Consider the following 24,225-nt stretch of genomic DNA (forward strand, 5'->3'; position numbering starts at 1 on the left):
TTTTATTCCTTCTTATGATACGAGTTTAGCAGTTAGACGAGCTTGCCAACTGTATGGAAGTAACGAGATAAAACGTAAAATATTGGTAAACCTCGCGGGGAAATAGATGTGCGTCTTGTTGGCAGCCAACTGTTTTCTGATAGAGTTCGAGGCTTGCTGCGTAGAAATAATCATCGGCATTTCGAAGTCATTTTTGTCAGTTAACGGGGTTTCCACAAAGCCTGGGAACACGGTCACCACTTGAATGCCCTTCTTCTTCAAATCAACAGCTAATGTGCGAGCAAAGTAGCTCACAGCGGCCTTAGAAGCGCCGTAGGCTTCAGCCCTTGGCAACGCGACTTCTGAAGCAATAGAACCCACGATAACGATGCGATGCCCTTTATCTAAGTGTGGTTGGCAACCTTCTACGCAGTTGGCAACACCAACGACGTTTACATTCATCACACGCGCCATGAGTTTCGCGTCAACCACACCGTTGTCCATATACTCACAATCCCCTGCATTAAAAACCCAGGTACTCGGCGTGAAAGGCAAACTGGACAGCGCATGCTGAGTTTGTTCATGGTTTGTCACGTCAAACTGTAATGTATGGATATTAGAAGAAGCAGCCCCCAATTCAGCAAGAACGTCTTTGTTTCGTCCACAAGCAATAACGCTCCAATCAGAGTTCGCGTAATCTAAAGCCAATTGCTTCCCTATTCCGGAGGTAGCGCCAGTGATTAAGATAGTATTGTTCATTGTCCTAACCTCTGCTTGATGATTTTTACGACTGAGCCAAGTAAAGGTAAGTTTTCGTAAAGCATTTCTCCGAGATCAAAGTAATCTCGGTGATAAATAACTTGGCCTTCGCTGAACTTAAGATGCGACACACCATTAACGAGAATAGGTGCACCTTTTTGAAGTTTGGGATGCTGAAGATCCATGGTCCACGTTAGGAAGCCAGTATCTCCGACTTGTTGATGTTCGTGGATAACAAAGTCACAGCTTATGACGTTGGCATATAATGATGTGAAGTAATCTGAAAGTGCAGGCCACCCTTCTAAACGATGAGCAGCATCTTCAAAGACGACATCTTGGTGATATACGTCTTTAAGCAGATGTAAGTTCGCTTTATTCAGCTTTTGATAGATATTGCCAACAGACTGTATGTCCATGTGTTTACTCCTACATGCCCATCAAGTTGTACAAAATTATTATATGTACAAGATAGTTCATTCTTTAAAAGTTGTACAAAAATAATTTTGTATAACTTTGTTTCTGTAGGTAGATACGTGATGGATCTCGCAAGCGATCAATCGATCAAAAAAAAGGCTTGGTCAAAACCAAGCCTTTTCAGGAAATTAACGATTACTTTCGCGTGCGCTGTCAGTTTTTACAACTAGTATTGCTGACTACGTAACGCTGCAATACGTTTATCTAGCGGAGGGTGGCTCATCAGTAGCTCAGTCAATGACTGCTTGCCATTGATACCGAATGCCATCATTGTGCCATCAAGTTGAGATTCGTGACTCATCTTCAAACGTTCCAATGCCGCGATCATTTTCTCTTTACCAACTAAGTGAGCAGCACCTGCGTCGGCATGGAATTCGCGATGACGGCTGTACCACATGGTAATAAAGCTTGCTAAGAAACCAAACACTAGCTCAAGCACCATAGATACACCGAAGTAAACCATCATGTTTGTACCTTGACCTTCTTCATCATCGTTCGATGCCACAATATTGGCGATAAAACGGGATAGGAAGATAACAAACGTGTTCACAACGCCTTGCATCAATGTCATCGTGACCATGTCACCATTTGCAATATGGCTCACTTCGTGGGCCAGTACCGCTTCTGCTTCATCACGAGTCATATTGTGTAAAAGGCCAGTGGAAACCGCGACAAGAGAGTCATCTCGCTTTGCTCCCGTCGCGAATGCATTGATATCTGGTGAGTCATAAATAGCCACCGTTGGCATACCAATACCCGCTTGCTGAGCTTGACGACCCACAGTTTCGACTAACCAATGCTCAGTTTCGTTACGCGGACTTTCAATGACCATACCGCCAACCGAGCGCAGTGCCATGCCCTTTGACATCATCAACGAAATCAGTGCACCACCAAAACCAAATATGGCGGCCATAACTAGCAAACCAGAAAGACTGCCAGGTTGCATTCCAGTGGTAGCGTAAACAATATTCAGAACAACACTAAGCACTAGCACGACAGCTAGGTTAGTTGCTAGGAATAACATAATTCGCTTCATTACTTTTCTCCGAGGAAGCTTATCGTTTTTTTAAAACGGATTGTTATAAGGAACAGGTGGTAATCGCTGTAAAAGCCAATTCCGCTAAGTTTCATGCTCCGTGCGTTATAGATATAGTCTATCCGCGATAAAAACAAGGTTAAGCAATAAATTGCAACATTTGTTTTCGAGACTGAAAGATTATGTTCAAGCGATTTCTAGGCACGTTCTGATAAGAGCCATTACCTCCATTCATATTCATTCCTTTCCGTAATGAAAAGTACTTTGAATCGCACCTCATCTATCAATGGATGACCTTGATGTTAAATCTATCACCTCTAGGCAACTTAGCTAGAAATATTTTACTAGACCAAAAACAGTATGTTAGCCCCGCTATAGACTTTGGTCTTATTGTGCGGTGACATGGACATGCTAGATTCAAACGAGATGAACAAAACAGAGCCACTCTAAGTACATTAAAAAGGTACATTAGGCGAGCTCAAAACTTCCATGTATTGAGGGAAAAACCATGGTAGAAACTAACGACTATCAAATGGCTATTGATTTACTACGTTGTCATCTAGGCATCTCAGAGGATGAGGCGAAGCAACAACTTGGTATTTCAACCGATCATCATATGTCTCAGCGTGTTGCAGAAACTCAGCAAGCATTGATGGGGCTTAGCCAAGATAAGTAATCTGATGTTATAGATTACACCAATAAAAAAGGGCTGCATTACGCAGCCCTTTGGTTTTTAGTATTTTAAACACAATCAGTCAGTATTTAGCAAAGGCTCGACATTAATGTACTTGCCCAGCTCTTTGCGCTTAGCACTTGGAATGTATGGGATTTCGCCAAGCTTAGGCGCACCGATACGCGCTTCAAGCATCTCGATAATATCAGCATAGTGCTCGGTGCCAGGGTTCACTCGGTTTGCCACCCAACCAACAAGATTCAAGCCATCCGCTTTAATACTCTCAGCCGTGAGTAAAGCATGGCTCAAACAACCTAATTTAATACCAACTACCAAGACCACGGGTAACTGCTCTGCTTGTACCCAAGTAGATAAACAGTCGGTATCTGACACAGGCACACGCCAACCACCAGCGCCCTCAACGAGAACGACATCAGCTTGCTGCTTGTGTTGAGCCAGCTTTTCACTGAGGAGTTCGTATTTTATTTCGACATGTTCATGTTTTGCCGCGATGTGAGGAGAAGCTGGCAATTCTAAAGCGTATGGATTCACATCATCATAAGCGACATCAAGTGTCGCGGCCGCTTGTAAATGTAAGGCGTCAGAGTTACGCCATCCAGCTTCAGTCTTATCACTCCCTGCTGCCACTGGTTTATAACCAATAGTGTTTAGTCCTTTTGCTGCCAACGCTTGCAAAATGGCTTTAGACGCTACCGTTTTTCCTACATCAGTATCCGTACCAGCAATAAAAAAAGCATCAATCATAGATGTATTACTCCAAAACAAACCTGATAACTTGCAGGTAGAAGACCTTGATCATTTTTAAACGCTTGGTACTCATGCTCAACTTGCAACAAAGTCTCTCGACTGGTTAAACCATGTGAGCGCCCGCTTACGTGATTTGCACCTATACCTTTGAGGTCACGCATAACTGAAAATGCTGAGTCGTACCAAACTGTGATGGTGGTCAAGTCTAGTTGATGGTTGTCACATCGAGATTGCGCTAACGCAATTTTTACCTGATTGAGCGATAGAAAGTTATTGACGTGTTGATATGCATCAATTTTTTTCCATGATGCACGCAACTCGCACAGTGACCCTTCAGCTAGTGTAGAAAAAGCCGCCTTCCCATTAGCTTTTAGTACACGACGAACTTCTCTCAGGGGATAACTTAAATCGGCACACCATTGCAAAGCCAAGCTAGAGAATACGTAGTCGAAGCTTGTATCGTCGAAAGGCAAGTTTTCTGCGTCGGCTAGCACATAATTCATTCGTTCATGGCCACAGCGCACCATAGCTTTGCTTAACATCTCTTGAGAGATGTCCACACAAAACACTTCAGCGCCACGCTCTTGAAGAAGTTGAGAAAAATAGCCCGTACCACATCCTAAATCCAAAACACGTTGATGAGTTAAGTCATTCGGAAGTTTGTCTAGTAAGCGATGGCCGACATCACGCTGGAAAGCGGCATGTTTGTCGTATGTGTCAGCCGCCTTACTAAAGGAAGCGGCGATCGCTTGTTTATTAGGCAGTAAGCAATCCAACTTCATTTGCTCTGCATTATCCATTACTGCGTTCCTAATGCTTGCTTCAATGCCATTGAAAGCGTTTTAACTTGTTCGTTAGTGTGATTAGCAGTGAGTGTGATTCGCAGACGAGACGTCCCTTTCGGAACTGTTGGAGGACGAATAGCAGTAACCCAAATACCGTTTTGGCGACAAGCACCTGCTACTCGCAAAGCCAAATCAGATTCACCAATCACAAACGGCTTAATCGAAGTTTGAGTCTCAACAAAGCCCTCAACGTCGCTGAGGCTATCTCGATACACTTCACTTAACTCTGTGAGCTTTTCACGTCGCCAAGACTGCTCTTGAACCATCGAGACAGCATGCGTGAGCGCATAGGCTTGTGCCGGAGGCATCGCCGTGGAATACACATGGTGACGAGCAAACTGAGTTAAAAAGTCCCCCGTTGTGTGGTCACATAAAATAGCCGCGCCAGACATACCAAACGCTTTGCCGAAAGTAACGATCAGTATCTCAGGTTTAACCTTTGCTAACTCGCAAGAACCGCCACCGGATTGACCGAGAACGCCAATACCATGAGCGTCGTCTACAGCTAGCCAAGCATCATGATTACCGGTGACGTCAGCTATATCAGCAAGTGGTGCACAATCCCCGTCCATACTAAACACCCCTTCAGTCACGACTAAGTGATTGTCTTCGCTATTCAGCAGCAACTTTAGGTGCTCGATGTCATTGTGCTTGAAGCGCTTCATCTTAGCTGGTGACAACGCCCCCGCTTCCATCAACGAGGCATGGTTCAAACGGTCTTGAATGAGTACGTCTGATTTTTCTAACAAGGTGAACAACAAGGCTTGATTAGCACTGAATCCAGAACCAAACAGAATTGCTCTGTCGTAACCCAGCCATTCGGTCAGTGCGGCTTCTAAATTGCTGTGCGCGGCACTAAAGCCAGTCACCATCGGTGATGCTCCACTGCCACTGCCATATACGCTTAAACCTTGCTGCCAAGCACGAACAAGCGCTTGGTCATTGGCCAAGCCCAAATAATCATTACTTGAGAAATTAATGTAACGTCTACCTTCGTGTTCCAAAACGGACTGGTTACCGGCAAACACCACATTCATAGAACGATTCAACCCTTGCGTTTTACGCTCAGCAAGAGCGGACTCGATACGAGATTTAAACGCTGGCATCGTAGAAAAGGTCGTCTTTTGTCGGACGGGCAGCAACGCGCTCTACGACGCGATCCAGCAACTCGTTTTCTTCGATTTCATCAGGTTTTTGAGACACCTCTTGGCTGTTAATGCCGAGCTTGTTAAACAGCATCATGTCTTTGTCTTCAGAAGGGTTTGGCGTGGTCAGAAGTTTGCAGCCATAGAAGACGGAGTTGGCTCCCGCCATAAAACACAGCGCTTGCATTTGTTCGTTCATGTTTTCACGGCCAGCGGATAAACGAACGGCTGATTGGGGCATCATAATTCGTGCTATTGCAATCAGACGAATAAAGTCGAACGGCTCAACGTCGTCCACTTCTTCCAATGGTGTACCCTTCACCTTAACCAGCATGTTGATTGGCACACTTTCCGGATGTACTGGCAAATTAGCCAGTTCAACCAACAAACCAGCTCGGTCATTGGCACTTTCCCCCATGCCGATGATGCCTCCGGAACAAATCTTCATACCAGCATCACGAACGTGAGAAAGCGTATCTAAACGGTCTTGGTAAGTACGAGTGGTAATGATGTTGCCGTAGAACTCAGGTGAGGTATCGAGGTTATGGTTGTAGTAGTCCAGACCTGCTGTTGCCAATTGCTTAGCTTGATCTGGCGTTAACATGCCTAACGTCATACACGTTTCTAAACCCATGTCTTTCACGCCTTTGATCATATCGGTTAAATGTGGCATGTCACGCTCTTTCGGGTTTTTCCATGCTGCACCCATACAGAATCGAGTAGAACCAGCGTTTTTCGCTTTTTGTGCGGCGTCGAGTACACGCTCTACTTCCATCAGACGCTCTTTTTCAATGTCTGTGGTGTAGCGAGCACTCTGAGGACAGTACTTACAATCTTCTGGACAAGCACCTGTCTTAATCGACAGAAGCGTGCTTACTTGAACATGGTTGGTTTGTTGATATTGACGATGTACAAGCTGCGCTTCGAATAGGAGATCCATGAATGGTTTTTCCATGAGATCGCGCACTTCAGCATGCGTCCAGTTATGACGAACTTCCACGTGTATTCCTTTAGTCACTTTTGTTGTTGTGTTGACAGTCTACTGAGTCTCGATAAACTGTCAACACAACACAAAACAACAAAGTTTACACCTGTTTATTTTTTAATCTTAATTGTTATTGGAATCGCACATGGATCTCGCCTTCGACCGCCAGCATATCTGGCATCCTTACACTTCGACATTGACACCTCTGACCTGCTACCCAGTGGCATCGGCAAATGGTGTTCACATTAAATTGGAAGACGGTACTGAGCTGGTCGATGGCATGTCTTCTTGGTGGTCGACGATCCACGGCTATAACCATCCGCACTTAAATCAAACCGCGCACCAGCAAATCGATCAGGTCTCTCACGTGATGTTTGGCGGGATTACCCACCAGCCAGCAATCAGTTTGTGTAAGAAGTTGCTATCCCTAGCCCCAAGTAATCTTGAGCATGTATTCCTTGCCGATTCAGGCTCCGTTGCCGTAGAAGTCAGCTTAAAAATGGCACTGCAATATTGGCATGCAAAAGGCGAACGCCGACCGAAGTTTCTTACTTTGCGACACGGTTATCACGGCGATACGTTTGCGGCGATGTCGGTTACCGATCCTGACAACTCAATGCACTCTCTCTACAAAGGCTTTTTGCCTGAGCATATCTTTGCGGAGTCACCAACTTGTGGTTATTGGGATAAATGGAAGCCAGAAGACCTTACCGACTTCGAGCACAAGATTGAAACGCACCATCAAGAACTTGCTGCGGTGATCCTTGAGCCTATCGTTCAAGGCGCAGGTGGCATGCGTATCTACCATCCCGAATTTCTCAAAGGCGTGCGTAGACTTTGCGACAAATACGGTTTGTTATTGATTGCAGATGAGATCGCTACCGGTTTTGGACGCACAGGCAGATTGTTTGCCTGCGAACATGCAGATATTCAACCAGACATTCTGTGTGTCGGGAAAGCACTCACTGGCGGCTACATGACCCTCTCTGCGACCCTCGCGAGCAAACACGTAGCAGACACTGTTTGTGGTGGTGATGCTGGTTGTTTTATGCACGGTCCAACCTTTATGGGGAATCCACTCGCTTGTGCTGTAGCTACTGCAAGTTTGGAATTGATCGAGCAAGGTGATTGGAAGCAACAAACCCAACAAATTGAAACGCTGTTTTCTGAGTTACTACCAAAACTTGAAGAATACGACTTGGTGAAAAACACCCGTTGGTTGGGTGCTATTGGCGTAGTGGAGACGCATCGCCCTGTGAATATGGAAACCATCCAGGCTCTCTTTGTTGAGCACGGTGTTTGGATTCGTCCATTTGGCAAACTGATTTATATGATGCCGCCGTTCATCAGCAAGCCGGAAGATATTGAGAAGCTAGTTAACGCGATTGATGCAGCGTTGCAACGTAAAGACTGCTTCGCTTCATAGTCCAACTCAACACGAAAACGGTTTGAGTATGAGACTCAAACCGTCTCTTTATTTACGAGAAAAGCAAAGCTATCGAAGTTGACTGTCTTTACTCGCTCGTCGATGATATGTTGAATTTGTTGGCTGACGCTATCGTCGTTTGCCCACCCTACGGCCACAAGCCCTCCTCGTTACTTGAATGAGAAAAATCTACTTACCGTGTTAAGGTGGATGACTATATCGCCTACAAATAACAAGATAATTAGGGTAAATTCGAAAACACTATTACGATTTGGTAATAATCACTCTGTAATCGATTATTCGGCACTCTCATGGAAAAGCAATGCAAGGTTACTCATACTCCCTTCCTCACATTCAAAATACTGCGTTTGCTCAGGCTCTCTCAAAGTAACACTGAGTATCTTCTCTGCCTCATTAAACTCCTCACTAAAGTACTCACTGACTAATATGACGCGCTCACCAATACTAAATTCCAAAGACTTCTCATCTACCAACGCTCGATGATAATGTTCAACACGATAATCTTGAGGTTTTATCCGCTGTAAAACAGAGCTTTGATTCTCAATGGACTCATTAAAGATAATCCCACCTTTGCCTTGCTCTATAAAAATACTAAAGTTCATAGTTTGGTTCACTGAGCATTCAAAGACTTTTCTGGGCGAGGTGTTAGCAACAGCAAACGTGCTCATCATCGCAACACTTAAACCCAAAGTGACCGCCAATCGTTTCATTACCATTCAGCCAACACTGTAAATAGCGCTTGTTCAGACATACGGGTTAATACATATCCGTGTGAAGATGAATACGAGCCACTGAGTACACTATTCTCTTTCTCAATAACGATATCCTCGATGCCGTCAGCGTTGTAATCACCTTTTGCGGTAACGGTAATAACCTGAAAGCCATCAGTCGAATCGTAATACTCTGCTCTGACTTCACTGATGACCTGAGTTCTTTGGATATGGTCTGCTTCATCCCACGTTGATAGTGTCTTTGCTTTCTCTGCACTTTCGTCAGAAATAACAAAAGCAAGTGCACTTGGAGCGAAATTAGGAAAGGTATCGTCTAACTTAAAGTCTGATATAAATGAACGCTTAGAGGCAGCTAACTTTGCCATCTCACTCCATGTTTGGCACTGAGTTAAATATGCTTTAAACGCGCCGTATTCATAGGCTTTTGCCGCAGTAAAGCCCGTAGAGTTTGCCGTAGCTAAGTCTTGGCAATTAGATACTAGTTTTTCTTCATCAGATGCACGTTTCAATTCAAGTTCATAGCCCCAATCGAGTGAGTTACGAAGTTGCATATTTTCTTTGTAAGGTTGCGCTATTTCGCGCGCGAAAAAGCGATCGGTTCGCTCACTATCTAAGTATTGAGGCTGAATAAGTTCACTTGCGATAACACTCTTACTAACGAGCAAAGTAAGCGCAAAAATAATAAGCAATGAAAGATGATTTACTGGCATAACGTTTAACAACAAGGGCAAATGATGCCATTAGCTTGTCACGTGAAAAACCGTTTAGAAAAATATCATTTGTCTCGTACTGCCAGATTCTGGGCGAGCTCTTCACTATTGCGTGTGCTAATTACATAACAACGTATTTTCACTCGATGCAAATAACAAAAAACCCAGCACTATGGCTGGGTTTTGGTGTTCTAGTGGCTAATGCACTAACCGATGTGCGTTGCGCCGCCCATGTACTTCTGAAGTACTGTAGGGATTGCAATGCGACCGTCTGCTTCTTGGTTGTTTTCTAGGATAGCAACCATTGTACGACCTACAGCTAGACCAGAACCGTTTAGCGTGTGTACAAGCTCAGGTTTCTTCTCGCCTTTACGACGGAAACGCGCTTGCATACGACGAGCTTGGAAGTCCCACATGTTAGAACATGAAGAGATTTCACGGTAAGTTTCTTGAGCAGGAACCCAAACTTCTAGGTCGTAAGTTTTACGAGCGCCGAAGCCCATGTCGCCAGTACATAGAACGACTTTACGGTAAGGAAGTTCAAGAAGTTGTAGAACTTTCTCAGCGTGACCTGTTAGCTCTTCTAGCGCGTTCATTGAATCTTCTGGCTTAGTGATTTGTACTAGCTCAACTTTGTCGAACTGGTGCATACGAATCAGACCACGAGTATCACGACCGTATGAACCCGCTTCTGAACGGAAACATGGCGTGTGAGCTGTCATCTTAATTGGTAGATCCGCTTCGTCAGAAATCGTGTCACGAACTAGGTTCGTTACAGGTACTTCTGCCGTAGGGATTAGCGACAGTTTACGTGGCTCTTCGTCGTTTACTTTTTCCGCTAGAGGCTCTGTGTGGAAAAGGTCTTTACCGAACTTAGGAAGCTGGCCAGTACCGAATAGGCTGTCAGAGTTTACTAGGTAAGGTACGTACATTTCTGTGTAGCCGTGTTCTTCTGTGTGAAGATCTAGCATAAACTGAGCGATTGCACGGTGTAGACGAGCAAATTGGCCTTTCATCACGATGAAACGTGCGCCAGTGATCTTAACTGCGCTTGCGAAGTCTAGACCGCCACCCATTTCACCTAGGTCAACATGGTCTTTCAAATCGAAGTCGTAAGTCTTAGGCTCACCCCAACGAGAGATTTCAACGTTGTCGTTCTCGTCTTTGCCATCTGGCACTTCATCTGCTGGGATATTTGGTACAGAAAGCGTGAATTCGTCTAGTTGAGCCATTACTTGCTCAAGTTCAACTTTCTTCGCGTCAAGATCGCTACCTAGAGTACCGATTTGTTTCTTGATCTCTTCTGCGCCTTCTTTGTCGCCAGCCGCCATTTTTTGGCCGATTTGCTTGGAGATGGAGTTACGCGTGGATTGTAAATTTTCTACTTCTACTTGAATGGACTTACGTTGTTCTTCAAGTTTACGAATAGTCTCTACGTCTAGCTTAAAGCCACGACGCGCCAGTTTAGCAGCTGTTTCATCCAGCTCTGTACGAAGTAATTTAGAATCCAGCATTGTTAATCCTATGCTTTTTGTTGTGAAATCACGCGCACTTTCCAAGCGTACGCGTTAAAAAAATTTACTGAACAAATGTATCCAAAAACGCCTACTTTTCATAGCGCTTTTGTTGGCTATTTGCGTCTAATTTAGCCAAGTAATCTAACTTTTCGCCGATTTTGGTTTCTAGACCGCGATTTGTTGGCTGATAATACTTACGTTCTGCCATTTCTGGTGGCAAATATTGCTCACCCGCTGCATAAGCACCCGGCTCGTCGTGAGCATAACGATACTCTGCGCCATAGCCCATGTCTTTCATCAGACTGGTGGGTGCATTACGCAAGTGATGCGGCACTTCATATTCAGGCAAGTTATGTGCGTCAGTGAGCGCTTGTTTCCAAGCAACATAAACGGCATTACTCTTTGGAGCGCACGCGAGATAAACAATTGCTTGAGCAATCGCACGCTCACCTTCTGCTGGACCAACGCGTGTAAAACAGTCCCACGCGGAGAGTGCAACTTGCATGGCTCTAGGGTCCGCATTGCCGACATCTTCCGATGCTATCGCAAGTAATCGACGGGCAATGTAAAGTGGATCACAACCTGCAGCTATCATACGAGCAGCCCAATACAAAGCGGCATCTGGGTTTGATCCACGAATAGATTTGTGAACTGCAGAGATTAAGTCATACCAGATATCACCTTTGTTATCAAAGCGAGAGACCTTTTCTCCCGCCACTTCCGCAAGCAACTTAAGCGTGATTTCTTTTTCACCTTGCGCATTGTCTTCTGCCATATCGTATAGCAGCTCAAGGTAGTTAAGAGACATGCGAGCATCACCGTTCACTAGCTCTGCTAAGCGATCTAGAACGTTGTCGGCGAAATTTGCTGGTGTATTACCCAAGCCGCGCTCTTTGTCGTTAATCGCTTGATCAAGCGCCAGCGATATTTCGCTCTGGTCAAGAGAAGTCAACTTGTAAACGCGAGCACGTGACAGCAATGCGTTGTTTAACTCAAACGAAGGGTTCTCTGTAGTCGCACCGATAAACGTAACCGTACCGTCTTCAATATGTGGTAAAAACGCATCTTGCTGTGATTTGTTAAAGCGATGCACCTCATCCACGAATAAGATAGTGCGGCGACCTGCCATTTTGTTCTCACGCGCTTTGTCGATCGCAGCACGGATCTCTTTAACGCCAGACGTCACCGCAGATACACGCTCAACTTCGGCGTTGGCATAGTTTGCTGCCACTTCCGCTAATGTCGTTTTGCCTGTGCCTGGTGGTCCCCACAAAATCATCGAGTGAATGTGTCCAGCCTCTAGCGCTCGGCGTAGGGGTTTACCCGGACCTAAAATATGCTGCTGTCCAATATACTGTTCGATAGTTTGTGGTCTCATACGAGCAGCAAGGGGACGAAAATCTTCGTCCCCTGAGAAATCTAACGTGTAATTACTCACTAACAATTAATTCCTTTGGTCATCCACTTCCACGCCATCTGGAATTGTGAATGTAAATCTGTCTACCTTTGGTTTACCAAGCTTAACATTACTAAAAGTAAACAGCCCTTTCTGACCATCTTGCTCAATGACGTTAAAGCCTTTCACTACGCCTTTTGCATCAATATTAATCTGGAATTGGCCTTGAGTAGAGTCAATTGCCGTTGGAATGAGCGTAAACTCATTACCTTTCTGAGAAATCTTATAGTTATCCCAATCGCTTGCTCTATTGCGAGTTAACAGCACAAATGGTGTTTGCTCGGTCGCTTGCTCTTGCCAGTAAATGCTTACTTGTTCAATGAATGGGCTGTAATACCACAACGTCTTACCGTCAGATACTAAAAGGTTTTCATCAGGGAAAGTCGTACTCCAACGGAACAAGCTTGGACGAGCGATTTCAACCGTGCCCTCACCTTCCATTACCGTTTCACCTTCAGGGCTAATCACTTGCTGAGAGAAATCGGCACTGAAACCCTCGTTCATTGCGAGACGTTTATTGAGTTCATCTTTTGGAGATGCTGCATTCGCAGCTGAGAAGAAAGAAACGCTTAAAACTAGCGCTGAGAAAAGTTTCGCTGAAAATCGTTTTTTCATTCAGATACCTATCAGAGGGTCAAAGACCTAAAGTTACTCACCTCAGTTGGACTGAAGTGAGTAAAACAAGTTCATTAATCTTTTGGCGGCGCAGGAGCTAAAACTTCGCGGTTACCGTTGTGACCCGGTGCACTCACGATACCTTGCGCTTCGAGTTGCTCAACAATACGGGCGGCACGGTTGTAACCGATCTTAAATCGACGCTGTACGCCAGAAACAGAGCCTCGACGTGACTGAACTACGTGCTCAACGACTTGATCGAAGAGTGGATCCACATCTTCATCCGCTTCCATTTGCTCACCTGGCAATAAGCTTTCTGGACTTTGATCTCCGCTGATGATCTCTTCAATGTAGTTCGGTTTACCACGCGCTTTCCAGTTGTTTACAACAGCATGAACATCATCATCTGATGCAAATGCACCGTGGACACGAGTTGTATGACTTGAGCCCGGCGGTAGATACAACATATCACCCATACCAAGCAGTGATTCTGCACCACCTTGGTCTAGAATCGTACGGGAGTCTGTTTTAGTCGATACCGTAAACGCAACACGAGTTGGAATATTCGCTTTAATCAGACCCGTGATAACATCCACCGATGGACGCTGAGTCGCAAGAATTAAATGAATACCTGCCGCACGCGCCTTTTGTGCCAAGCGTGCAATCAGTTCTTCTACCTTCTTACCCACCACCATCATCAGGTCAGCAAATTCATCGACAACAACAACGATGTAAGGCAGTTTTTCTAACAATGGCGGTTCCGTATCCATACTGTCGCCTTCTTGCCAGAATGGATCATGAATTGGGTGACCTGCTTCTGCTGCCATCTTCAACTTCTCGTTAAAGCCTTTCACATTACGAACGCCCAATGCCGACATCAATTTATAACGACGTTCCATCTCACCCACACACCAACGTAGAGCGTTTGATGCGTCTTTCATATCAGTCACAACTTCAGAAAGAAGATGAGGGATACCTTCGTAAATAGAAAGCTCTAGCATTTTCGGGTCAATCATGATGAAGCGTACATCTTCTGGGCCAGCTTTATACAGCATGCTCAAAATCATCACGTTCACACCCACCGACTTACCAGAACCGGTTGTACCTGCTACTAGCACGTGAGGCATCTTAGCGAGATCAGCCACAACAGCTTCACCCGCAATGTCTTGACCTAACACAACCGTTGTTGGTGACGTTGCTTGCTCAAACTGAGGACTACTGATTACATCAGATAAATAGACCGTCTGACGACTCATGTTTGGCAGTTCCAAACCGATGTAAGGCTTGCCTGGGATTACTTCTACAACACGTACAGCCATTGCAGACAATGCACGAGCTAAGTCAGTTGAAAGGCCAGAAATACGGCTTACTTTTACCCCCGGCGCCAAATCAAGCTCAAAACGAGTGATCACTGGACCAGGATAAATCCCCACCACGTCGGCTTTGATTTTGTAGTCCGCTAGCTTGCTCTCAACCAATCGAGCGACCTGCTCTAGCGCATCACGGTCGATAAAGTTTTCGCGTTTTTCTGGATGGTAAAGCAACTCGAGCGTTGGAAGTGGTTCTTCTGGAACAGGCAAGTTTTCTTCTTTCTGTACCAAAAATGGGTTCTGTGTCGCTGCTACTTTGGCTTGCGCACTAGAAACCATGTCTTGGAATGCCGCTACATCTTCGTCGCCGTCTTGAACCTCTTCAATCTCCGCTTTTTGAAGTGCAGGTTCAAATGTTGTTGAAGGTGTTGCCACTTGCTGATGAGGTGTTGTTGGAGCTGGCTGTACTTGTTGTACAGACTGTGACTCCACTTCGTCTTCATCGTCTAACACGTCAAAATCAGAGATCGTAGGTTCAATGTGTTGACTCGATTCTGTTTGCTCCGTGATGCTATCTAGCGCAGCGGAATCAATTACAGGCTCTTCATGCACAGGATGCTCAATACTTGGCTGCTGTACTTGCTCTGCTTCAAATTGTTCGTACTCCGCATAATCTGGTTCAACACTGTTCGGTTCTTCTGTAGCTGTATGTTGGTCTACATAGGAAGAGTAAGTGTCTGCAAATGATGGGGCTGCCTGTTCTTCAGTTCCCCAGTCATCTGCTTGTTGCGCTGCAGCTTCAAGCTCTTCTATCGTGACATTCAGCTGCTTGGTACGCTCCAGAAGCGGATCAACGTTATCAGTATTCACCGCATGGACAGGTTGCATTTGGTGCTCAGGTTGAGCATAAACTGGCGCAGCATTAACCGTAGCCTTGTGTTGTGGCGGCGTCGGTTCCACCATCATTTGTTCCGCTGGCTTCTCAGGTTTAGCTTGCGGCATATAAATAGGATACTCATGCGCAGGCGCCGATTCTTTCGGCTCATCGACATCGAACGCCGTTAAATGAGGAAGCGGTTCATCATCAATGTCATGGTCTACGTTATGTCTAGGCGTAGAGACTTTATCTTCCACAAACTCATCAAGCTGAGGTTCTAAAACTTCCTGCTCTGAACCTCTTGCCTTATTTGCAAGCGCGGCAATTAGCGCTAACGCACGATCTCCAAGCCACTCAACGATGTTAAGCCATGAGATGCCAGTAAAGAGCGTAAAGCCCGCTCCCCATAAGAACAGCAGAACCAATGTCGTGCCAAGTACATTCAATGTAGGTAAAGCTAGGCTAGACAACACGTCCCCGACGACACCACCGGACGAGAAATACCAAATATCATCAAAATTAATATCGGCTAGACCACAGCTAGTCATTATAAGGACGACAAGGCCGAGTAACCTCGTACCCCATAACATGAAATCAATTGGCTCATCTTCTCCTCGTTTACGGCAAATCACCCATGCAGCCGCAGCTAGCAAGAAAGGGATGGGATAAGCGAGAGAGCCAAATGTGAAGAATAGTGTGTCCGCAAGCCAAGCGCCGAAAAGGCCACCAGCATTATCGATCTCCCCTCCCCATGCGGTTTGGGACCAGGAAGGATCGGCCGGACTGAAGGTAAATAGTGCAACCGCAAGCAATACCGAGCTAAGAACGCCAACGATAAAGCAGCACTCTTTTAAGCGTTGGAAGCCATTTAAGCGTGAAGACTGGGGCTCTTCACTGGTTTTGATAATGGTTTCGACTTTCTTTGCGTTCTCTTTGAACATAAATCAACTTGAATATGGAAATGAAATAGGAATTTGCAAAACATTCCGAGCGGCATCAAGCCGCTCGGTAAATTGATTTAACCATATCAAAGAGAAAAACCCAATTACTCTCTGGCGAAAGCGGAAGCATATACCGCTTTCTTTGCAAGAAATTAACGAGTTTTGATCACAAGCTGGTTAGATTGTTTCACTTCTTCCATTACAACGTATGTGCGAGTGTCATTTACGCCAGGTAGACGTAGTAACGTATCGCCCAATAGTCGACGGTAAGCACCCATATCTGATACACGGGTTTTAAGAAGATAGTCAAAGTCACCTGATACAAGATGACACTCTTGTATGTCGTCTAGCTTTTGAACAGCTGAGTTAAACTGCTCAAATACATCCGGCGCACCACGGTTTAGTGTAATCTCAACGAATACTAATAGTGACGCATCCAGGAACTGCGGATTCAATAATGCAGTGTATCCTGTGATGTAACCCTGACGCTCTAAGCGACGTACACGCTCCAAACATGGCGTTGGAGAAAGTCCCACACGTTTTGAAAGCTCAACGTTTGAAATACGACCGTCTTTCTGCAGTTCATTAAGAATGTTGCGGTCGATACGGTCTAGTTCCTTGGACGGCTTTTTATAGTTGTCTGCCATTTTTTATTCCACCTTATTACTTCCTTGCAAAAAAATATACTACAACTTTTTAATATTTGGTGCCAAATTTTACAAATCTATAACTATACTAGTTATTAATTCGACAATAACACCCTACAAACAGTTAATACAACCATTATAGAAAGAGGATACAGGATGATCATTGGCGTACCTAAGGAAATCAAGAACCACGAATATCGTGTTGGTATGATCCCAGCAAGCGTGAGAGAACTCATCTCACATGGTCACCAAGTTTTAGTTGAGACCAATGCAGGTGCCGGCATTGGTTTTTCAGACGATGATTACATCGCTGTCGGCGCATCCATTCTCCCTCATGCTGCAGACGTATTCGCGCAAGCAGACATGATTGTAAAAGTAAAAGAACCCCAAGCAGTAGAGAGAGCAATGCTCCGCGAAGGGCAAATTTTATTTACTTATTTACACCTAGCACCAGATTTTCCACAAACTGATGAGCTAATCAAGAGCAAAGCTGTCTGTATAGCCTATGAGACTGTAACAGATAATATGGGTCGTTTGCCACTGTTAGCACCAATGTCAGAAGTGGCAGGTCGGATGTCTATCCAAGCTGGCGCGCAAACATTGGAAAAATCACACGGCGGTCGTGGTCTGCTACTAGGTGGCGTACCTGGTGTTGAGCCAGCGAAAGTCGTCATCGTTGGTGGTGGTGTTGTTGGTGCAAACGCAGCTCGTATGGCTGTTGGTCTTCGCGCTGACGTAACCATTCTAGACCGTAACGTAGATACACTTCGTAAGCTTGACGAAGAATTCCAAGGTCGCGCTAAAGTGGTTTATTCTACTGAAGACGCTATCGAGAAGCATGTTCTAGAAGCTGACCTTGTTATCGGTGCCGTTCTAATTCCTGGAGCAGCAGCGCCTAAGCTGGTAACAAAAGAGCACATTGCTAAGATGAAACCTGGTGCGGCAGTGGTTGACGTGGCTATTGACCAAGGTGGCTGTTTCGAGACATCTCACGCAACAACCCACGCAGATCCAACTTACATCGTTGATGAAGTGGTTCACTACTGCGTAGCAAATATGCCTGGTGCGGTTGCACGTACTTCAACTTTCGCATTGAACAATGCAACACTCCCTTACATTGTGAAACTCGCAAACAAAGGCTACCGTGAGGCACTTCTAGAAGACAAAGGCTTCCTTGAAGGTCTAAACGTTATTCACGGGAAAGTAACATGTAAAGAAGTAGCAGAAAGCTTTGACTTGGAATACGTTGAACCAACTCAAGCTATCGCTATGTTCAATTAATGACAAAATAAAACACAATTTGTCACGTTTTGTTTACAAAAGCCCACGCATAAGTGGGCTTTTTCATATAGAGCGTTTAGCTATAAAAAATAACTAATTCTTATATGCGCAAATTAAAATATTTCTAGGTGTAACTGATTTAGGGCAAAACTCTGACAATCTAACACGATAATCACGTTCTTCAAGATAAAGTGCTTTGTCCAATGCGAGCCAGATCTCCAATGGACGTTGAAAAACCAGTTGCACTAAGCTCATTCTCTCCATTTGCCAGAAGCGTTGTTCGCTTAACTTTTCAAAATGATCGAAATCGATTTCTTGAGAAAGAACGATACCTTTCTGCTCCGCCGCCCAGCGACACAAAGATTCAAAGCCTTCACTTAATTGCGACTTACGAATACTGGGGACAGGTTGATATTCTGCCATGCCTAACGCTCGTCGAGTAATCAAATCGAAGCCAAGACGAAACACCATTTCCTGCTGACGATGGCGACGTACACGCTCCCCCCCAGTCACCGTTTGCTGTAACGGGATACGCAGTTCTTGCTTAGACAATGAGAGAGAAGAAACCCTCCCCGGTTTCGACATCGGCTGGTATTGTTCCGACTGAATCAAGTGATAACAACAAGGTGAGATGGTCATCGCAGCAATCCCATTCTCACTGCCGTACTGCATTAGACGAACATGGAGGTCACCACACGCATGCAGTGCCACCGCGTGTTGCGTTGGCTTGAATACCGCTTTTGCTTTGCTATCAAACGCGTCACCTTGAATAAACGTCATTTTCCAATGGTGTTCATTCGCAGCTTGTTGCCCTGAATCACACAGTGCTTGTTGATATTCGAAACTGGTCACAGGCTGATCGGTTTGTGTTGCCAGGATTCGTCCTAAATAACCTTTCCCTGAACACCACTCTAACCATTCTTCGCCACAGTGTTGTTGAATTGCAGCTTCACCCATCGAGCTGATTTGCTCCAGCTTACGTCCGGGAATGCCGTTGTCTAAACCACGAGCGAGTGCCAAACCATTTAAGGTCAAAGACTCTAAACGCGTGTGATAAGCGAGTTGTTCGAGTTGAGGCACGAACGCGCTTATCGCTTTTAAGGCGAGTTCAGGTTCCGCTTTATACTCTTCGATTTGAGAGGGAGAAAGAGACACTAACCACTGGCACAACTGAGGGTGTTGCTCTTGCCAAGGTAATGAGGTGTGAATGCTACTTTTAAATGGTTCAAACCGCCATAGCGATTCGTTTTCCAATAAGCAGTCATTAATAAATTGAAATTGCGTTTTCATAACTCCCCCTACAACGAGCGCATTGTAGAGGGAATCGAAACATCAATGAAGTGTTATCTCACCGGGAGCTCGATGTCTTTAAACATCTCTTCGATTTCTGCATTAGATTTCAACGAAATCGCCTGCTCTACCACTGGGCGAGTTAAATGAGGAGCAAAGCGTTCCATAAAATCGAACATGTATGAGCGCAGGAATGTGCCGCGACGGAAGCCAATACTTGTCGTACTAGCCCCGAATAAATGGCTCGCATCTATTGCGACTAAATCGCTGTCCTGCTCTTCATCCACAGCCATGCTCGCAATCACACCAACACCAATACCCATGCGAACATACGTTTTAATAACGTCCGCATCAGTTGCAGTGAACACCACTCTCGGGGTTAAACCTTCACGATTAAATGCGGTATCTAACTCTGAACGGCCCGTAAAACCAAACACATAAGTGACCAATGGATAAGCGGCAAGATCGCTGATCGTTACCTTATCTTTCTTCGCTAATGGATGATCTTTAGGCACGACAATTGAACGGTTCCAGTGATAACAAGGCAGCATGATGGCATCTTGATATAAGTGAAGCGCTTCTGTCGCAATCGCAAAGTTCGCCGTACCTTTAGCAATTGCCTCAGACATTTGTGACGGCGTACCTTGATGCATGTGTAATGACACTTTTGGGTAGCGAGAAGTGAAACCTTTGATGACATCCGGCAAAGCATAACGCGCTTGCGTATGTGTCGTGGTGATATTCAGCGTCCCCATTTCTGGGTGGGTGTGCTCCCCTGCTACAGCTTTGATACTTTCTACACGAGCGAGAATTTCTTGAGAGATACGTACAATTTCTTCACCAGCAGGTGTCACCTGTGTTAAGTGCTTACCGCTACGTTCAAAAATCTGAATGCCTAACTCATCTTCCAGCAACCGAACCTGCTTACTGATACCTGGCTGAGAGGTATACAAGCTTTCTGCCGTCGCGGATACATTCAGATTATGGTTTACAACCTCAACAATATACTTCAGCTGCTGCAGTTTCATCGTAATCCCTTACTTGTTCATGAGATAATTTATTGGCCACTCGGACGAGCGATATAATAATTAGTTATAACGCGTTCAAATCGAAATGAACAGTAATTTCTAACTTATACCTCAATCACATACTGATAATCCTCAACATAGAAACAATATGCACAAAGTTGAGCCAATAAATGACTGAAGTTCTATGATGTGACTTCTATCAGTAGCTAAAACGTGGGAGAGACAAAATAATCAAACAAATAGGGTGCCGAGTAAGATAAGATTCATGTATTCTTTAACGCTAGCCGTAGAAAAGTAAAGCAGACGCAAAGATATGAATATTGGTTTAATAATCGCTTTGGTAGCCATCCTACTGGTGTTGATCCTAGGCTATAACATTATGTTGCAGTATAAGGTCAAGGTAGAGACTGCGAAAAGACAGGAGTCCGCACGCTATGTTGCCTTGATTGATGGCACTGAAGAGTTGATTGGTCATGCGCACCATATCCCTTTTAGCAAGGAGCTGTTGCTATGTCTAAACAATCGTATTCTTGACGCGCTAGAAAGCATGCATGAGCTTGACCCGAAGAATAAGCAGCTTGCTCAACGTATCGAAAACATGAAGCAACAGATTGATCAACTGAAAGAGAATGGTCCCACTGGCGAGAGTACCACGTTCAAAATGCCAAGCAGTGATAAACAAGCCATCGTCATGCTTAAGTTGGTGAAGCGCCTTCGCGATACTATCCGTAACGAACACAATAAAGGCCGTATCGACACCCAGACTTATGTCGCTGAAAATGCGCGTTTAGAAACGATGCAGATTCGTATCAACATCGAAAACGTCATCAAAAGAGCAAACGACTCTATTGCTCGAGGTCAACCTGGCACAGCACTTCAACTGCTACGCAAAGGTATCGATGCATTGAGTACAAAGAGCGACCCCTACTCGATTCAAGCGAAACAGAAGCTTGAAGACATGTTGGGCGACCTAGATAAAAAACGCCAAGATAAAAGTGATGCTGAAATGCAGCAGATCGCCGATAAAGAGCGCGACAATGACATGGAAGCACTCTTCGGCGAGAAGAAAAAGTGGTAACATTCACTTAAGGTCAATAAAGGCTGCAATCGCAGCCTTTTTTCTATCCGTAAGATAGCGGATATGCCCAATTAGAATGTGAAGTACTAAAACTAAAATGATGAATCTAGACGCCTATCAAGATCTTCTTGCTCCCATTAACCAATTTCTGCAATGCAGCACACCTGATGAATGGGTAGAGGAAGCAAAGAAACCAGAAAACCTTCAAACCATTTTATTAGACCACCTACTGTGTGAGCTAAAAGCTGGCCAATCTGCGATGTTTTTAATTCGTAAGTATGCCGTTGACCAATCCAGTTCACATGCTCTGCTTGACTGGTTTAAACCCTATGAAGATTTTGCTTATCGCAATGTAGGCTCACTAGAAACTTTAAAAGGTAAGAGCAATATTTCCAAAGCGATCATGGCTAAGTCCAACTCACCTTACAGCCAAGATTTGATCGATAAAATGGTGCTTTTGATTAAAGAGGAGTTACACCACTTTTATCAAGTTTTAGAGATCATGGAAAGTCGTGGAATTGAGTATAAAAATATTCCAGCAAGTCGCTATGCTAAAGGGCTCATTTCGCATATGAAGACTCATGAACCGGAAACACTGATCGATAAGCTCATCATTGGTGCGTACATCGAAGCCCGATCTTGTGAGCGTTTTGCCAAAGTAGCACCACATATGGATGACGATATCGCAAAATTCTACGTTTCTTTACTGCGCTCAGAAGCACGCCACTATCAAGATTATCTTGTATTGGCAGAGCAAATCGCGGGGAAAGACATCAGCGAACGCATAGCCTATTTTGGCCTAGTTGAGGCAGATTTAATTTCTACGCCAGATACAGATTTTAAGTTCCATAGTGGTATTCCAGCCTAGCGAGCATATTCTCCCAAGATTGAGCATGCTCTGAACTTATTTATATAGACAGAGAATAAATAAGTCGGACATTTCGTCCGGCTTATTTTTTGTAGCAGAGGTTAGGAATAAAGCTGAAATACAACAACTAGAGCTGGAATGAACCCATTCGAGTTTTCAAGTTGTGCGCTAGGCTACTAATCTGCTGGCAAGCTACAGCCGTTTGCGAAGCTCCCTCAGCCATCTCTGTTGAAGCACTATTAATATGCTCCACACTTCGATTCAGTTCTTCGGATACAGAATTCTGCTCGCTGCACGCCGTTGCGATTTGTGTACTCATTTGCGCTATGTTATCGACAGAATGTTCAATTTCTTTTATCTGGCTATCAGCGTCATTGACTTGCTCAACACACTGCGAAATGCCCTCCTGACAATCACGGCTTGAATGCCCTATTTTGCTGCTGCTCTCTTGTAGTTGATTAACAATTTCCACAATTTGTGAAGTGGAGTCTTGAGTGCGTTGCGCCAGAGAACGAACCTCATCTGCCACAACAGCAAACCCACGTCCTTGTTCACCGGCCCGAGCAGCTTCAATTGCGGCGTTCAGTGCTAACAAGTTTGTTTGCTCCGCTATCCCGCGGATCACATCTACGACCACATTGATATTGTTTGAGCTAGATTCAAGCTCACGTGCCAGTTCATCTGACTCTTGGATCGTATGTGATACACGCTCAATTACTGCGATAGTTTGTTGTAACGTCGCCGTTCCTTGTTTAGCCACTTCCGTTGCCGAATAAGCAGAGGTCGCGCCAACTTCGGTATTTTGTGCCACTTCACTTACAGCAGCTTGCATTTCTGTCATCGCAGAAGCCACCGAGCTAAGTTCAATTTGTTGATTTTGCATACCAGAAGCGGTCTGAGAAGAAATAGCACTCACCTCCTCTACTGCTGCCGTTAGCTGAATCGTTGAGTCATTAATCTCAGAAACCAGCGAATGTAAGTTTGTTTGCATACCGACAAGCTCTTTGAGCAACGTTCCTAACTCGTCTTTGCTCAATTCACTTTCGTCGATTTGATTATTCAATTGACCCTTGGCGATTTTGGAAGCGAATTCCAATGCTCGATCAACAGGCCCGCAAATGACTCGAGAAAGCAACATGGCAGACATTACCATGACCAATGCGACGACAAGCGCACCAACAGCAGCGCTGTATTGTGTAAATGCCGCTTCATTTTGTACTTCTTCGCCAATCAAATTCACCAACTCATCGTTCAACGCGAGGGTATCATCCAAGCTGCTCAACGCTTTTGAGTAAGTATCGAAACTCGATAAAATCACATCATTTGCACTTTCAGCATCACCTTGGCTTAGCAGTGCGTTGTAAGTCTTCGTTTCTTTGATGTATTGATTCCAGGTTTCTTTAAAAACGTTAAAAGACTGCGTTTCACGCTGATTAAGGTCGAGCTTTTCGTATTCTGCAATACCAGCCTGCACATCAGAACGCCATTGGTCGAGGCCTTTTAACCACTCACCAATTTTGGGATGATTTGCGTTTGGCAATAAAGAGAACTCATCTTTGCGCACTTTAGTAATATCAACTTGGATACCTTTCAAAATCGCAACAGAAGGTAAGCTTTTATCTGTTAGCACTGAGATGTCTTTATTCAGTGTTAACAAACCTTGTACCAACATTACTGACACTAAACCAAACACGGCAAAAACAGTTAAATAACTAACCGATATTTTCTTTACGACACTTAAGTCCTTAATACGCATGCACTTTCT

23 protein-coding genes are annotated in these 24,225 nt (G+C 44.8%); 5 read left to right on the forward strand and 18 right to left on the reverse strand.

The window, feature by feature from the left end; genetic code table 11:
• Positions 1–12: 12 nt before the first annotated feature.
• The 3 genes from L3V30_RS04955 to htpX all read right to left on the reverse strand — a co-directional run bounded on the left by L3V30_RS04955 (position 13) and on the right by htpX (position 2,248).
• Complete coding sequence (locus tag L3V30_RS04955) at positions 13–738, reverse strand: SDR family oxidoreductase (RefSeq protein WP_150918416.1); 726 nt, start codon at positions 736–738, stop codon at positions 13–15.
• Entirely contained in the window at positions 735–1,154 is a 420-nt protein-coding gene (locus L3V30_RS04960; RefSeq protein ID WP_237308460.1) for a nuclear transport factor 2 family protein, read from the reverse strand. Before L3V30_RS04960 ends, L3V30_RS04955 begins: the two co-directional genes overlap by 4 nt.
• Before the next feature lie 224 nt (positions 1,155–1,378).
• Positions 1,379–2,248, reverse strand: coding sequence for a protease HtpX (gene htpX, locus L3V30_RS04965; protein WP_005390832.1), 870 nt, complete (start codon positions 2,246–2,248; stop codon positions 1,379–1,381).
• A 508-nt stretch (positions 2,249–2,756) separates the two neighbouring features.
• Between htpX and L3V30_RS04970 the strand changes: the two genes are divergently transcribed.
• Entirely contained in the window at positions 2,757–2,924 is a 168-nt protein-coding gene (locus L3V30_RS04970) for a hypothetical protein (RefSeq protein WP_005378215.1), read from the forward strand.
• A 75-nt stretch (positions 2,925–2,999) separates the two neighbouring features.
• On the opposite strand, the gene bioD is transcribed toward L3V30_RS04970, so the two are convergent.
• The 4 genes from bioD to bioB are packed head-to-tail and all read right to left on the reverse strand — an operon-like array spanning position 3,000 to position 6,679.
• Positions 3,000–3,686, reverse strand: coding sequence for a dethiobiotin synthase (gene bioD, locus L3V30_RS04975; RefSeq protein WP_005390831.1), 687 nt, complete (start codon positions 3,684–3,686; stop codon positions 3,000–3,002).
• Positions 3,683–4,489: a malonyl-ACP O-methyltransferase BioC gene (gene bioC, locus L3V30_RS04980; RefSeq protein ID WP_152812426.1), complete on the reverse strand. Its 807-nt coding sequence runs from the start codon at positions 4,487–4,489 to the stop codon at positions 3,683–3,685. Before bioC ends, bioD begins: the two co-directional genes overlap by 4 nt.
• A complete protein-coding gene (gene bioF, locus L3V30_RS04985; protein WP_237308461.1) occupies positions 4,489–5,640 on the reverse strand; it encodes an 8-amino-7-oxononanoate synthase in 1,152 nt (383 codons plus the stop codon). Before bioF ends, bioC begins: the two co-directional genes overlap by 1 nt.
• Positions 5,627–6,679 (reverse strand): biotin synthase BioB, encoded by a 1,053-nt coding sequence (gene bioB / locus L3V30_RS04990; RefSeq protein ID WP_086369529.1) that lies wholly within the window; start codon positions 6,677–6,679, stop codon positions 5,627–5,629. The genes bioF and bioB overlap by 14 nt, the downstream gene beginning before the upstream one ends.
• 130 nt (positions 6,680–6,809) lie before the next feature.
• Here bioB and bioA point away from each other — a divergent pair, with 130 nt between their 5' ends.
• The gene (gene bioA, locus L3V30_RS04995) at positions 6,810–8,090 is read left to right on the forward strand and encodes an adenosylmethionine--8-amino-7-oxononanoate transaminase (protein ID WP_046874762.1); all 1,281 of its coding nucleotides are present in this window, start codon (positions 6,810–6,812) and stop codon (positions 8,088–8,090) included.
• Positions 8,091–8,125: 35 nt separating this feature from the next.
• On the opposite strand, the gene L3V30_RS23955 is transcribed toward bioA, so the two are convergent.
• The 8 genes from L3V30_RS23955 to lrp form a co-directional block, all read right to left on the reverse strand.
• Positions 8,126–8,248 carry a hypothetical protein gene (locus tag L3V30_RS23955; protein ID WP_256875561.1) on the reverse strand — a complete coding sequence of 41 codons (123 nt, stop codon included), beginning with the start codon at positions 8,246–8,248 and terminating at the stop codon, positions 8,126–8,128.
• 138 nt (positions 8,249–8,386) lie between these two features.
• The gene (locus L3V30_RS05000; protein WP_012841959.1) at positions 8,387–8,827 is read right to left on the reverse strand and encodes a hypothetical protein; all 441 of its coding nucleotides are present in this window, start codon (positions 8,825–8,827) and stop codon (positions 8,387–8,389) included.
• On the reverse strand, positions 8,821–9,567 hold the full coding sequence (locus L3V30_RS05005) for an ATPase (protein WP_237308462.1): 747 nt from the start codon (positions 9,565–9,567) through the stop codon (positions 8,821–8,823). Before L3V30_RS05005 ends, L3V30_RS05000 begins: the two co-directional genes overlap by 7 nt.
• Before the next feature lie 191 nt (positions 9,568–9,758).
• Positions 9,759–11,066, reverse strand: a complete 1,308-nt coding sequence (gene serS / locus L3V30_RS05010) for a serine--tRNA ligase (protein WP_167426732.1) — start codon at positions 11,064–11,066, stop codon at positions 9,759–9,761.
• A gap of 91 nt (positions 11,067–11,157) precedes the next feature.
• On the reverse strand, positions 11,158–12,513 hold the full coding sequence (locus L3V30_RS05015; protein ID WP_267136911.1) for a replication-associated recombination protein A: 1,356 nt from the start codon (positions 12,511–12,513) through the stop codon (positions 11,158–11,160).
• Positions 12,514–13,140 carry an outer membrane lipoprotein chaperone LolA gene (lolA, locus tag L3V30_RS05020; RefSeq protein ID WP_012841960.1) on the reverse strand — a complete coding sequence of 209 codons (627 nt, stop codon included), beginning with the start codon at positions 13,138–13,140 and terminating at the stop codon, positions 12,514–12,516. It lies immediately after the preceding gene.
• 74 nt (positions 13,141–13,214) lie between these two features.
• Positions 13,215–16,268 carry a DNA translocase FtsK 4TM domain-containing protein gene (locus L3V30_RS05025; protein ID WP_237308464.1) on the reverse strand — a complete coding sequence of 1,018 codons (3,054 nt, stop codon included), beginning with the start codon at positions 16,266–16,268 and terminating at the stop codon, positions 13,215–13,217.
• Between the two features lie 152 nt (positions 16,269–16,420).
• The gene (gene lrp, locus L3V30_RS05030) at positions 16,421–16,915 is read right to left on the reverse strand and encodes a leucine-responsive transcriptional regulator Lrp (protein WP_005378234.1); all 495 of its coding nucleotides are present in this window, start codon (positions 16,913–16,915) and stop codon (positions 16,421–16,423) included.
• Between the two features lie 156 nt (positions 16,916–17,071).
• On the opposite strand from lrp, the gene ald reads away from it, so the two are divergent.
• Positions 17,072–18,196 (forward strand): alanine dehydrogenase, encoded by a 1,125-nt coding sequence (gene ald, locus L3V30_RS05035; RefSeq protein WP_005378241.1) that lies wholly within the window; start codon positions 17,072–17,074, stop codon positions 18,194–18,196.
• 93 nt (positions 18,197–18,289) lie between these two features.
• Here ald and L3V30_RS05040 read toward each other — a convergent pair whose 3' ends face one another.
• Positions 18,290–19,486, reverse strand: a complete 1,197-nt coding sequence (locus L3V30_RS05040) for a methyltransferase (RefSeq protein WP_237308465.1) — start codon at positions 19,484–19,486, stop codon at positions 18,290–18,292.
• A 53-nt stretch (positions 19,487–19,539) separates the two neighbouring features.
• Positions 19,540–20,514 (reverse strand): HTH-type transcriptional regulator CysB, encoded by a 975-nt coding sequence (cysB, locus tag L3V30_RS05045; RefSeq protein ID WP_006742885.1) that lies wholly within the window; start codon positions 20,512–20,514, stop codon positions 19,540–19,542.
• A gap of 313 nt (positions 20,515–20,827) precedes the next feature.
• On the opposite strand from cysB, the gene L3V30_RS05050 reads away from it, so the two are divergent.
• Entirely contained in the window at positions 20,828–21,592 is a 765-nt protein-coding gene (locus L3V30_RS05050) for a hypothetical protein (RefSeq protein ID WP_005390808.1), read from the forward strand.
• Positions 21,593–21,689: 97 nt separating this feature from the next.
• On the forward strand, positions 21,690–22,460 hold the full coding sequence (locus L3V30_RS05055; RefSeq protein WP_237308466.1) for a tRNA isopentenyl-2-thiomethyl-A-37 hydroxylase MiaE: 771 nt from the start codon (positions 21,690–21,692) through the stop codon (positions 22,458–22,460).
• A 127-nt stretch (positions 22,461–22,587) separates the two neighbouring features.
• Here L3V30_RS05055 and L3V30_RS05060 read toward each other — a convergent pair whose 3' ends face one another.
• Entirely contained in the window at positions 22,588–24,216 is a 1,629-nt protein-coding gene (locus tag L3V30_RS05060; RefSeq protein WP_005390805.1) for a methyl-accepting chemotaxis protein, read from the reverse strand.
• Positions 24,217–24,225: the final 9 nt, after the last annotated feature.

This window comes from Vibrio sp. A1-1 (assembly GCF_021728175.1).
GTDB classification, from domain to species: Bacteria; Pseudomonadota; Gammaproteobacteria; order Enterobacterales; family Vibrionaceae; genus Vibrio; species Vibrio diabolicus.